The sequence below is a fragment of the Achromobacter sp. GbtcB20 genome (genome assembly GCF_019091095.1).
In the GTDB taxonomy this organism is placed as follows: domain Bacteria; phylum Pseudomonadota; class Gammaproteobacteria; order Burkholderiales; family Burkholderiaceae_B; genus Achromobacter; species Achromobacter mucicolens.
This window is the reverse complement of record NZ_JAGXJZ010000017.1, coordinates 56,387-69,552: the sequence shown is the minus strand read 5'-3', so window position 1 is coordinate 69,552 and position 13,166 is coordinate 56,387. Positions and strand designations below refer to the sequence as shown.

Here is a 13,166-nt window from a genome sequence, read left to right as displayed (position 1 = left end):
TCTGCCGCCGCCCTCAGCCCCGCTTGCCGAACAGCAAGGCCAAGCCGAAAACCGCGCCAAGCCCGCCCACCACCGCCAGCGAGATCGACGGTTCGCGCAAGTTCAGGGCCATGATGGCCGAACCGGCGCCCAAGGCCGTGATCACGCCGCCCACCAGACGCCCGCCCGTCGATCCGTAGAAATGCGTGCGGCGCGCGGCGGCCGTGCCCGCCGGCTGCCGCGCCTGCCACGCAGCCAGCGCCGTTTCAAATTCGCGCAGCAGCCTTTCGCGGCTGGGCAAGTCCGCCGGGCTGACCAGCAGCGTGGGCAGGCCGGGACGGACCAGTTTCAGGTAGTCGTCCGTGCCCCAACTGCTCAGGTCGGCAAAGGCGATGGGCGACCGGCGTGAAAACTCCAGGCCGTCCGGCGTCACCCTGACGGCGTTGCGCGTGGGAAAGCCCTTGAACGCCACCAGCGGCGGCACCAGGAGGCCCAGCACGGCCAGCGCCGCGCCCAACCCGATCGGCCCCCGGTTCAGCACCACCAGCATGAAGCTGCCCGCCGCCAGCACGAACGCCAGCGGCACCGACAACTGATGCCATCGCGTGTACACCGCCGCCTGGATCCCTTCACTGCTTTTCATGCTTGCCGCCCATGCTGGTCTGTCGTTTGCGAAATCATCCGGCAGATCGCCGGGTCAATTGCTTGCTTTTATCAGATTGGACCCGTTGCCGCCCATCGGCACCGAGCGAATGTCGGGCATGCGGTCCGGATCGGGCCAGTATTCGATCTTGATGATCGCTTCCTGGAAGATGTCGTCATCGACCAGCACTTCGGTGCGCAGCACCGCGCAGCCATTGCTGACGTTGAATTTCACGACCTCTTCCCACGGCTTGCTCGTGAACTCGATGGCTTGGCTCCGGTCCTTGCGTATCCAGCGCCACGCATCGGCCCACCCCGGGCGCGAGGCCATGTTGTCCACGTACTTGTCCATGCGGTCGGCCCACGTTTCCGGCTTGGGCCGGCCTTGCACGAGCTGCGCATTGGAGGGACCGCGCGGCTGCAATTCGGGGTCATTCGAACGCATCGACCCCTTGCTGGACACCACGGCGCTCACGCCCTCGCCCACCAGCTTCAAGCTGTAGGCGTAGTCGCTGTGCTCGGTATAGCCGGGCATCACCACTTCCAGCACCAGCCGGTCGCGGCCAAAAATTTCGCCTTGCCACAGGCCCTTCCAGTCCAGCGTCACACGCACGCCGAACACCGCGCGGTTGAACTCGTAAAGTTCCTCTTCGCGGTTCTCGTACAGCGGGCGGTCCTCCACGTTTTCAAACGCCGCCGAGCGCATGCAGCATCGGGTGAACCAGATCTCCAGTTCGCTGTCCTTGGCACTATCGCCCCAGAACTTGAAGTACAGGCCGGCCGCGAGCAGGCACAGGCCCAGCACGATCCAGCCCCAGACCGGAATCCCCAGCAGCACCGTGCCGCCGCTGGTCAATCCGACCATCGCGCTGCCAAACCCGCCAGCCCCCGCCACCACGCCGGCCGCGCTGAAGGCGCCGCCCAGGCTGACCAGCGCCGTCGCCACGCCGGTCAGGCCGGACAGCAACAGGAACATCGAGGACGTCGCATACGCGCCGCCGGCCTCGTAGTTCTTGACGTCGTACTGGTCCACGGCGCTGAGCGCGTTGTTGGCGCCATCCACAAACGTGGCCGCCGCCGCGAACACCGCGCCCGCCGTGCGCACAGTGGCCAGACGCATGTTCAGGGTCAGGTTCATCGAATACGCGGTATTCGTGCCCACACGCGCGCCGATCGCGCCCGCCGTGGCTTCGATCGCCACGCTGCCCACGCCCAGCACGCCGGACGTGATGCCGAACCAGGCCTTGCGCGCCGCCTTCGCATCGCCGATGGCGTCGGCCTTGTTCAGGTCCGACACAGACGTGTACAGGGCCACCAGCGTCAACACGCCCGTCGCGCTGGCGTTCTGCCCGTCCCGCGTCTTGGCCCACTTGACCAGCCCCGCCAGCGGCGACATCGTGGGCGCCGGCAAGGCCAGCACCCTGGGCGGCGACGGCAGGGACAACTGCGGCGAGGCCGCAGGGCGAGAAGGCGGCGGCGCGTTGGCGGCCGCGTTCAGCTGCGCATCGACCTCCTCGGGAATGATGTAGTTGATCGTCAGCGGGGTGGAGCGTTCGGCCTGCGTGCCGATCCAGCCGGACTGCATGTGCTTGTTCGCGTAGATCCCGCCGCCGCCGCCGACCGTGACCGACGTCAGATTCGGCTCCCAGACGATCTGGTGCATGTCCGCGATCATTCGCGGCAGCGTCGTCGTATGCGTGCGCACCGCCACCACGATGTTCATGCGCGCCGACACGGACAACGTGACGCGCGCCGCCACCCGTTCGGCGATGGGGTCGCCCGACAGGGTCAGGCGCAGAAGCTGCGTGGCCATGAAGCGGCCAATCGCCGAGCCCGCCGCCCGCATGGGCGGCAGCTTGCCGTCGGCCGCCCGCAACTTGATCCAATCGTTGTAGCTCTTGACCATCTTGCGCAGGTTGGACACCTGCTTGGAGATCACCTTGCCTTTGCCCTCCCGGTTCAGGAAGGCCAGCAAGTCGCCATCGTTGCCCGCCAGCGACCGCCATATCGCCTCGTAGGTGCCGTCGACCATGTCCTCGTCTTTCAGCGAGTCGTCGATGGCCTTGTGCTCGCTGGCCACGGCGCCCGCGCCATCGACGCACATCGCCATGTCGTCTTCCAGGCGCTCCCCGGCGGCGGCGTCCTTGGGCGAATACGCCTTGCACGCCAGCCAGAACGTATCTCGGCCATACCACCAGGCCCAGTCCTTGCCCGCGCCCTCGATCTTGTCGCGCATGCGGGCAATGGCCGCCTTGTTTTCGCTGAGCGTCCTGGTGACCTTGCCGGTGTCGATGCGCTCGCGCAAGCGCTGGCGCTCATCACTGGACGAGTCCATCTGCTTTTCCAGCCCGTCGATGATCTGCGCCACCGCCACTTCGCGCAGCCGGGTCGGCTCCAGATGATGCTCGGCCAGCTCGCCCATGCACTTGTTGCGCCACGTGGAAATGTCGGCCAGCACGCCCACCGGATCGCGCAGCGCCAGCGCCACGCCACCCTTGGGGGTCATCTGCCGCATCTTGCCGGCCATCGCCGCGGCCTGCCCGCCAAACAGGCTGACGCCGGGGGTCAGCGTGTTGGCAAACAAGGTCGCCGCGCCGGCGGCGTCCCGGAACTCGATCGAATGCTTGGCCAGATTGGCGCCGTCTTCCGCCACGCGAAAGCCCGTTTCGGGCTTGGGGTAGCCCCCCGCCCAGACAGCCTTGGCGTCCAGCTCCACCATGACCTTCTTGCGCCAGCGATCATTGCGCGTCAGCTCGCGGCGGATATCCTGCGTCCACCACACGCGCGAATAGCCGACCCACACGCTGCGCGACGCGTTTGCGGGCGCCTCGACGTTGATCAACGCGGATTCCAGGCCGTGGCCTTCGCGCGTGCACGTGAACGTCGGTTGCTCGGACGGACGGTTGTCGTCGTCAACCGGCACTTCCTTCATCTGCCCCGTTGCCGTGGCCGCGAACGCGCGCCAGCCGTAGCTGCGGCGCGGATCCCAAAGGTACACGTAGCCAGCCGTGATGGCGCGCAGCATGTAGGCGCCCTGGCGCATGGTCTCGTAGTACAGCTCGGGATCCGTGTACACGCCGTCGGGCAAATCGTTCTTGCCGCCCGGCACGTACGCAATTCGCATCGGCAGGATGGGCAGCCCCGGCCGGCCGCAGAACTTGCCCTTGCAGGGCAACGCGTCGTAGTCAGTCGTCATGCTTGCAGATCCTCCCGCGCCTGCGCCTCTTGCGCAAACCGCTGCCAATCCTCGTCGTCCATGTCCTGCGCGGCGCCGCGCAGGCGGCCGCCTTCTTCTTGCACCTCGCGCAGCAAGGCCGCAAACGACGGCGCACGTTCCAGCGGCGCGTCCAGGCGCACTCGCCAGGCGGCGAACAGCGCCGCGTCTTCATCGTCGTCAATCCCGCAATCCGCGGCCGCGTCCAACGCGCGACGAACCGCGTCCAGCACGGACGGCCCCACGCACAGGCCTTTCGCGTTCAAGCGCTGCAGCACCGCGTTGATACGCCCCAGCCGCGCAAGGCGCGGCCAGTCAGGCGTCACGGTCTGCATCGGACCCCGCACATCCGGCAGCACCTGCCAGCGCGCAAAGCCGTCCACCGTCATCCACGTGACGCCCGGAATCCACGAGGCGGGCGCCGTGCCCGCGTACAGCTCGCTCTGGTATTGCGTGGTGCGCGGGTCCCAGAAGCGCAGGATGCGCACGCGCGCCTGCGCGTCGCGCAAACGGGCGCGCAGCGCGAGCCGCTGCGCCACTTCGGCCAGCGGCAGGTCCGTGGCCAGCCACGCCGCCATCGATCGAGGCCGCTTGACGGCGGGCGCGGGGCGCAAGGCTTCGTCCACCGCCACGCGGAGGCTGGCGTTGATCAGCCGCTCATGGCGGATCTCGTCCGGCACCTCTGCCAGATACAACGGCGGCGCGGCCGCGCCCTGCGAGATCAGCTCGACCTCGCGCCGCGCCAATCCCGCAGCCGCGATGTCGTCGGCCAGCGGATCGGCCAACGTGGAATCGCACAAGAGCAGCACGCGCCGGCTGGCGCGGCCATCCAGCACGGCGCGCAAGCCCGCGATGGCGCGTTCGACACAGTCCTCGGCGCGCGGCGGTTCCCAACGTGCTTGAGACGCTTGCGCCAGGCGGGGCGTTGACGATGCCATCATGCCGCCAATGCGCCGCTGCCGGCCGCGTCTTCGAGCGCCGCGGCGCAGCCTTCCATATCGCCCTGCGGCGGCTGAGCCGGGCCGGTACCGCTTTGCGGTCCCACCCAGTTGTGCACACCCGCCTTCAATTCCACCTTGCCGGGCGCATGCAATTGAATCCCGCCGCCCTCGATCCGCATGTACGCGCCGGCCGCCGTGGCCAGCACCTTTTTCGATGCGTTTACGTCCACGGCGCCTTGGGCCGAGGCCAGCGTCACCGACTTCTCGGCGGCCAGGCGCATGCGCGCCTTCTGGCTTTGCATCCGCAACTGCCCGCCTGCCGCGTGCAACCGGATCCCTTTCTCCGGCACGGCCCGGCCGTCGCCGCCCAAGCCTTTGGTGAACAAGACCACGCCCTGCGCCACGCACAGGGACAGGTGCGCGCCGGCGGCCCAGTTCACGTCCGGCGCCACCTGGCACAAGGTCGCGCCCGCCACGGCAAACGCATGCTTCGGCGTGTACTGGCCAATGCCCTTCGGGGCGCTCACCTGGATGTGCGGCAGGCTGTACGCCGGCACCTGCACGCCTTCCTTGGCGCGGGTGCCTTCGATGATCTTGCGCACGGCGTCCAGTTCATCCAGTGGACGCGTCTTGTCGCCGTCGCCGTCCAGCTTCGCTTCCTGGCGCGCCGCCGTGGCCGACAACTCTTTGGCCTGCTCGATGGCCTTTTCCATCTGCTGGATGGCCGGCTCGCTATCCAGCAGGCCGCCCGTCGCGCCCTCGCGCTTGTCCGCGCTGATCAGCAGGCCCTCGCCCGCGCGCATCGCCACGGCCTCGCTGGTCGCCAGTTCCGCGCCATGTCCCAGGTCCGACAGACGCTCGTTGTCGCGCTGCTGCTTCAGGTGGCCCAGGTTCAGCCGCGCCTCCGCCTGCGTGGTCGATGCCGTCAGGCGGGACTGTCCCGGCGTGTCGTCCTGCACCAACTGGTTGTAGCCGCCCATGCCCTGCCCGCTATCGGCCAGCGCCTGTGTCTTGAAGCCCGACATCACCACGTTGTGCGCGTGCCCGGCCTCGCTGCCCGCGAACCAGGCCGGCGCGTTGCCGGTGGCCTTGGCCGCGCCGGCCTGCACCTGGTTGTTGGCGGCGTTCTCGCTGCCCGCGCCGTTATACAGCGCGCCCACCACCACCGGCCGGTCGATGTCGCCGTGCATGAACTGCACCAGCACCTCCTGTCCCAGGCGGGGCACGAAGTGACCGCCCCAGTCCGATCCCGCCACCGGTTCGGCCACGCGCACCCACGTGCCCAGCGCGTCGCTGGCCGGCGCGTTGTCTTCGCCCGCGGGATGATCCTGGCGATTGCTGGACGCGCTGCCGCGCTGCCAATGGAATTGGATCTTGATGCGGTGGTCGCGGTCCGTATGGACCGGATCGTTCGCCCCGACCACCAGCGCCGTCTGCGCGCCGTGCACGGTCGGACGGGGATGCAGGCGTGCGCCGTGGCCATCCACCGTGCTGGGGCGGTACTCCAGCGTGGCGGCAATCGCCTCGAAGCGGTTGCGATAGAAATCCGCTTCGGCGTCTTCGGCGTTGCGCGGGCCCTGGTTTTCCCCTGCCGCGCCCAGGGCGTCGGCCACCGCGCGGCCCAGGCTTTCATCGAAATTGTTGCGGGCCTCGTGCGCGATGCGCAGCACCACAAATTCGGCGCCCGCCCCCTGCGACGGCCCGAAATGCCCCGTCAGCGTAAAACGCTGCCCCGGCGCCAGCGTGCGCGCGGTGCCCTCGCCTTCCTGCAACGACTGGCGCACCCGCTGCGCGGCCAGCGCGTTGTGCGCAAGCCGCTCGCCCTGGGCGCCGTCTTCGAACAGATACTGGCCGGGGTAGTCCGAATCCGCCAGTTCCACGGCGTTGGCCAGTTTGTCCTCGACCTGCGCGCTGACCCGCCGCGTCTGCATCGCGCGGTAATCCCACGTGGCCAGCCGCACGGCGTTGGTGCGCCACGCGCGGCGCTGGCGCCACGCCTGGATGGTGTCTTCGGTTTCGGTCGCGTCCGCGCGCTGAAATTTGATGCTGTCCTGCGGCCCGGCCTTGAATGCGCCGTTGTGGTCGGCAATGACCACGGTATGGCCGCCCGGCGCGCCGTCACCGGCTTCGTGCTCGACCCAATAGAAGAGCCCTTCTTCGGCCAGCAGCCGCTCGACAAAGGCAAAGTCGGTCTCGCGATACTGAATCGTCAGGCTGCGCTTGGCGTAAGCGTCCCGGTCCTTCACTTCCCAGCGCCACTGCGCCGCCACCGCGCCCTGCCCGTTGTAGTCGCCGAACACGCTGTCCACGATGTCGATCACCGACAAGTCCTGGAAGGCGAAGCTGTCGCGGCGCTGGCGCAGCAGCGCCAGCCACGGCTCGATGCGCAGCCGGTAGCGCGCGAAGCCGCCGTTGGCTCCCTCAAAGCGCGCCTCCGTCACCAGGCCGCACCACACGCGAGGCGCGTCGCGGCCCAAGGCCGTTTGCAGCTTTACCTGCGCCGGCTGGCCGATCAGCGACTTCAGCGGCACGTGCGCATCGTCCGACAGCGCATCGACCATCAGCGCAAAGCCGCCATCGCTCAGTTGCTCGGTGCCCTGAAGACGCTCGGCCAGCAGCTTGTCCGGCCCCAACGGCGTGCACAGGTCGAGCAGGCGGTCGGCCTGCGTGAAGCCCGCGCTCAATGGGCTGGCGGCGGCAAGTGTCTGAGCCATGTTGGCGTAACCTCTCTGTCTTGAATCAGCTCATGCGGAAGCGAAATTCGCCGTTCTTGCCCGCACTGACACGGATCTTGGCGATCGCCTCACCTTGCGCCATGCGGCTGAGGACCTGCCCGGCAATCTCGGGCAGCAGCGTTCCATTGAGGATGTGATCGACATTGCGCGCCCCCGTGTCCACTTCGGTGCAGCGGGCCAGCACCGCCTCGAGCAGCGCCTCATCCCACTCGAATACCGCGCGGTGCGTGGCCGCCACGCGGCGTGCGATGCGGCCCAGCTTCAGTTCGATGATGTGCGCCAGCGCGTCATCGTCCACGGGGAAATAAGGAATGGTCTTCATGCGGCCCAGGAAGGCCGGCTTGAAGGCCTTGTACAGCTGCGGCATCAACAGCTCGGACAAGGCATCCGGCGTCGGGCGCTCCGCAGCCGGCTTGTTCAGGCACGCCTGCATGATGGCGCTGGAGCCGACGTTCGACGTCAGGATGATCAGCGTGTTGCGGAAGTCGATCTCGCGCCCCTCCGCGTCGTCCATCACGCCCTTGTCAAAGACCTGGAAGAACAGCTCCAGCACATCGGGGTGGGCCTTTTCGATTTCATCCAGCAACACCACGCTATAGGGCTGGCGGCGCACCGCCTCGGTCAGCACGCCGCCTTCGCCGTAGCCCACATAGCCCGGCGGCGAACCCTTCAGGCCCGAAATGCTGTGGGCCTCCTGGTACTCGCTCATGTTGATCGTGACGAGCTTGCGCTCGCCGCCGTACAGAATGTCGGCCAGCGCCAGCGCGGTCTCGGTCTTGCCCACGCCCGACGGGCCCACGAACAGGAACACGCCCTTGGGCTTGTCCGGGTCTTCCAGCCCGGCGCGCGCCGTGCGAACGCGCTGCGCGATGGCCTCCAGCGCGTGGTCCTGCCCGATCACGCGTTCGGCCAGCAGCGGCTGCAATTGCAGCACCGTGCGAATCTCGTCGTTGACCATGCGGCCCAGCGGAATCCCGGTCCATGCCGAGATGATCTCGGCCACGATCTGCGCGTCCACGCAGGCCGGCACCAAGGGCTGTTCGCCTTGCAACGCCCGCAGCTCGTCCATCAAGCCCGCCAGACGCTGCTGCGCGGGCGTCAGCGGCACGGCCTGCGCGGCCTTGCGGCGCGACGAGGACGGCGGCGGCGCCTTCTCCGCGGACGCCTCCGCGGCCGTTTCCTGCGGCGCGGTTTCCAGCTCCGCACGCAAGGCGTGTATCCGCGCCACCAGGTCCATTTCCGCCGCGTGGCGCGACTCGGCATCGGCCAAGGTCTGCGTGACCGCCGCGATCTCGTCGCGCAATTCGTCCAGGCGCGCGTGCGGCGCGCCCGTGGCGGCTTCGCGCTGCAACGCGGCCTGTTCGGCGCCAAGGCGCGTCAGGCGATGCCGCGCATCATCGATCAAGGCCGGCGTGGCGCTGCGGCCCAACGCCACACGCGCGCATGCCGTATCCAGCACACTGACCGCCTTGTCGGGCAGCTGGCGGCCGGTGATGTAGCGATGCGACAGCCTGGCCGCCGCGCTGATCGCTTCGTCCAGGATGCGCACACCGAAATGGCGCTCCATCAACGGCGCCATGCCGCGCAACATCGATGCGGCCAGCGTCTCGTCGGGTTCCTCCACCTTGATCACCTGGAAGCGGCGCGCCAGCGCGGCGTCCTTCTCGAAGAACTTTTTGTATTCGCTCCAGGTGGTGGCGGCGATGGTGCGCAGTTCGCCGCGCGCCAGGGCCGGCTTGAGCAGGTTGGCCGCGTCGTTCTGCCCCGCCTGCCCGCCCGCGCCGATCATGGTGTGGGCTTCGTCGATGAACAGGATGATGGGCGAAGGACTCTTCTTGACCTCGTCGATGACGTTCTTCAAGCGGTTCTCGAACTCGCCCTTGACGCTGGCGCCCGCCTGCAGCAGACCCATGTCCAGCGTGCGCAGCGTCACCTCGGCCAGCGCGGGCGGCACGTCGCCCGACACAATCCGCAGCGCCAATCCCTCGACCACCGCCGTCTTGCCCACGCCCGCCTCGCCGGTCAGGATGGGGTTGTTTTGCCGCCGCCGCGTCAGGATGTCGATCATCTGGCGGATTTCGGCGTCCCGTCCGATCACCGGGTCGATCTTTCCCTCGCGGGCGCGTTCGGTCAGGTTCGTGGTGTATTGGTCCAGGGCCGGGGTGGCCGACAGCGCGGGCGCCGGTTGGCCAGCGTCGCCCTGCGGCCCCGCGCCATCGGCAAAACCCACGGCTTGCCCGGCCTCTTCCGAACCGGCCGTCAAGGCGGCAAAGTCATGCTTTAACGCATCCAGCCGGAACGACTCGAACAGCGTCGAGCCGCGCCGCGCCAATTGCGCCAGATCGGGCTCGGTCAGCAGGGCCAGCAACAGGTGGCCGGACCGGATGCGCGTCGTCTGGGTATCAAGCGACGCAATCAGCCACGCATGTTCAAACAACTTGGGCAGATGCGGCGAAAACACCGGCGTGCGCGTATTGCCGTTCTTGAAGCGGCCGATCTCCGCATTCAGGTCCGCCTCCAACGCGTCGGTCTTGATGTGGCAACGCTGCGCGATGACGCTCACGTCGCTGGCCGGCCTTTCCAGCAAGGCCAGAAACAGATGCTCCAGATCCACTTCGTAGTGGCCTTGCGCCATGCACAGGCTGGCGGCGCGTTCGGCGGCCTGGCGGCAGGTCTGGTTGAGCTTTCCGATCAAGGTCTTCAGCGGTGTGGCCATAAGTGTCTGAGGGTGATGGGGTCAATGGATGGTGTGCAGTTCGTAACTGGCGTCGTCGCGGTCTTGCCGGGCGGGCTCGGTGCACAGGAACGAATTCCAGCCCAGGCGCACCTCGGCGCCTGCGCCCAACTGGCTGGGGGTGACGCTCTCGCGCGCCAGCACCAGCCGCACCTCGTATTCGAACGTCATCCCGCCGAACATCGTCAGGAGTTTCTCCAGCGCCTGCGCGCGCTCGCCGCCAGGCAGGAAGTCGGTGAACGCCTGGCCCGACAAGGGGCCGATCCAGAGCCGGATGCGCAGGTCGCGCTGCCAGATGCGGTCTCCAGCAAGCGCCGACACGCCAAGCACGGCGCCAGGATGCCCAAGCTGCGTGCGGTTCTGCGGCGGGACGTCATACCAGCGGCCGACAAACTGTTCCACGCGCAGCGGCACGCCAAAGTAATCCTGCAGCACGCGCTGCAGGTACGGCGCCGACACCGGACGCTGACGCGCCGCCGCCGCGTAGTGCGCGATCGATTCGTCATGGACGCGGCCCGCGCCGTTGTGCAGGCGGTCCCGCAGCGCCGGATGGCCGATGCCGCCCAAGGCCAGCAAGAGCGGCAGGTAATGATGGTCCGGTTCGGTTTCGTGCCGCAGCGGCATGCGGTACTTCTTCCACGCCGCGTAGAACAGCGCCGCCGCCCGGTTCGAAAAAATGTCGAAGAACGCGCGGGCGCCCCGATCGCGCCGCAGGCTTTCGCGGTTGGCCAGCATTTCCGAGTAATGCAGCGGCAATGCGCCCTGCCCGCCCAAGAGGCCAAAGAACGCGGGCGTCACGTCCACGCGGCCCAGCCGGCCTTCGGCCACGGCGGCCTGCCGCGCGGCCTCGTCCGCCAGCACTTCGCCGTTCTTGTCGTACGCCACCGCATCCACGATCTCGCTGGGCGGAAAGCCCAGGCCCGGCGCGTTGGGAAAGCGCAGGTGCACCGGCACCGGATGACGCGTCGCACCCCGCTCCTGCCGGGCAAAGCATTGCTCCAGCAGGCGCACCGCCTGGAAAAACTTGAAGCGCTGCGGCTCGGCCAGCAGCGCGTCCATCACGCTAGGATGGCGTCGCCGTTGCAAGGGGGGCATCGTAGAAGTTCCTCCGCGCCGCGGCGCGACAACACAACCAACTGCACGAAACTGTTCGCGTGCACATACAGGCCGAAGAAGCGATTGATGACCGCCACGAACGTGTGCAGGCTGGTGCCCACGAAGTGGTCTTCATTGACGGTCAACCGGATTTCGATGCCGCGCACGAAGGTGGCGAACGGTTCGCCCGGCATCCAGTGCGTGGCGGGCTTGTAGTCCAGTCCCACCAGCCCTTCGATCTGGCGCGCGGCCACGGCCGAGCCGGACAGGTCGTACAGGCGCAGCGTTTCCTTGAGCGCCGGCAACCCGCTCTGCACCAGGGACAGATGGTTCAACGCCAGATGCGAGATCAGGCGCCAATGCGCCGCACGGCCCTGCTGGAACCGGTGCGAATGCGTCGGGCGGCGCAGCATGCGGATCGTGCGCGCCACCGAACCGCCTTCCAGGAACAGGTCGCCGCCCGCCTGCCCCACCGCAATCTGCGACGGCAAGTCCCGATTGGTGCAGGTCAGATCCAGGCTCAGCGTTTCGGTCTGCGGCACCGACGGGTCGAAGTCGATATCGACGATCGAAATCTCCGTCTCGTAGCCCGGACTGCGCTGCGCCATCGACGCATCGCGCCGCATCGTCCAGTAGTGGCCCGCCTTGTCGGGCGATTCGCCATGGTGCAGCGAATAGAAGGGCCTGAATTCCACGACCGCATCGCCCTGCGCGTTCTGACGCACCTGGCGCACGCGGTCGATCGAATAGACCTCGTAACCATAGGCCCGCCGCGCGTCCGCCACCACCGGGTACGACGCCGACGCATGCGTGACGCGGATGGGATCCGCGCGCTGCGAAAACAGGTTTGACACCGGCGTGCAGCCGAGCCGCAGATTGTCGGCGGACGTCGATTCCAGCAGCCGCGCGGTATTGGAATCCGCGCGCAGGCCGCTGACCGGCAGGTGCAGCGTGAACTGGCGCACCGTGCCCAGATAGGGGCGCAGCGCGGCCAGGTCGATGTCCACGAAGTTGAATTTTTCCGAGAACACGAAGTACTCGGCCAGGAGGCGATACGCCGGGTGCGAACTGGCCGGAAAGTCGATCAGCGCGTCTTCTTCCGCCAGTCCCACCTGCCCGACCGGAATGGCGGGCAGACGATCCCAGCGCCCCGGTTGCAGCTCGACGTAGGCCGCGGCGGCGCGCAGGAACAGCGCGTCGCGCAAGGCCGCCACGAATGACGGTTCACCGTGCAGGTACACCCGAAGCCGGTCCACGCCCAGGGCCCCGAAATGCTGATTCTCGCCCTGGCAACCCAGCGTGACGGAAAAACGCCCGGTCACGCCGGCCGGCAGCTTGGCCGTGGCGGGCGCATTGGCGCTGGACTCAAAGTCGGCGCGCAGCACTTCAACGGGCGCCAGCGTGACGTCATAAGTGGTGCGAAAGCGGCACGACACGCCCCGGACCGGGTGCGACTTCAGTTCCGTGCCGCGCGCAATCCGGACCGGCGCGGTCAGTTGCGCGCCCGCGCCGCCAAGGTCGAACTGCGCGATGCTGCAAGAGGGAAAAGGCCGCAGGTAATGCGGGTACATCACCTCGAACAGCGCTTCGGTGAATTCCGGGTAGTCATCGTCCAGTTTCTTGTTGATGCGGGCGCTCAACAAGGCGAACGACTCGATCATGCGTTCAACGTGCGGATCTTCGCAGGTCTCGCCCGAGAGGCCGAGCCGCGCGGCGATCTTCGGGTAGCGTTCGGCGAAGTCGCGCGACGACGTGCGCAGAAAGCCCAGTTCGCGCTCGTAATAAGGCAGCAATTCTTCCATTGTTGTCTTTCCTTCCAGCGCGCC

Annotated in this window: 7 protein-coding genes; all 7 read right to left on the bottom strand. The window is 67.8% G+C overall.

Annotated features, from left to right (window positions below):
- Positions 1-13: 13 nt before the first annotated feature.
- The 7 genes from KVT32_RS20385 to tssF are packed head-to-tail and all read right to left on the bottom strand — an operon-like array spanning position 14 to position 13,142.
- A complete protein-coding gene (locus tag KVT32_RS20385; protein ID WP_056325749.1) occupies positions 14-622 on the bottom strand; it encodes a hypothetical protein in 609 nt (202 codons plus the stop codon).
- A gap of 54 nt (positions 623-676) precedes the next feature.
- Entirely contained in the window at positions 677-3,817 is a 3,141-nt protein-coding gene (locus KVT32_RS20380; protein WP_175155262.1) for a T6SS effector BTH_I2691 family protein, read from the bottom strand.
- Positions 3,814-4,776: a DUF4123 domain-containing protein gene (locus KVT32_RS20375; RefSeq protein WP_254636956.1), complete on the bottom strand. Its 963-nt coding sequence runs from the start codon at positions 4,774-4,776 to the stop codon at positions 3,814-3,816. The genes KVT32_RS20380 and KVT32_RS20375 overlap by 4 nt, the downstream gene beginning before the upstream one ends.
- Positions 4,773-7,490 (bottom strand): type VI secretion system Vgr family protein, encoded by a 2,718-nt coding sequence (locus KVT32_RS20370; protein WP_217618792.1) that lies wholly within the window; start codon positions 7,488-7,490, stop codon positions 4,773-4,775. The genes KVT32_RS20375 and KVT32_RS20370 overlap by 4 nt, the downstream gene beginning before the upstream one ends.
- A 25-nt stretch (positions 7,491-7,515) precedes the next feature.
- The gene (gene tssH, locus KVT32_RS20365) at positions 7,516-10,227 is read right to left on the bottom strand and encodes a type VI secretion system ATPase TssH (protein WP_217618791.1); all 2,712 of its coding nucleotides are present in this window, start codon (positions 10,225-10,227) and stop codon (positions 7,516-7,518) included.
- A 21-nt stretch (positions 10,228-10,248) separates the two neighbouring features.
- Entirely contained in the window at positions 10,249-11,340 is a 1,092-nt protein-coding gene (gene tssG, locus KVT32_RS20360; RefSeq protein WP_174245419.1) for a type VI secretion system baseplate subunit TssG, read from the bottom strand.
- Entirely contained in the window at positions 11,304-13,142 is a 1,839-nt protein-coding gene (tssF, locus tag KVT32_RS20355) for a type VI secretion system baseplate subunit TssF (RefSeq protein ID WP_217618790.1), read from the bottom strand. Before tssF ends, tssG begins: the two co-directional genes overlap by 37 nt.
- Between the last annotated feature and the right edge of the window lie 24 nt (positions 13,143-13,166).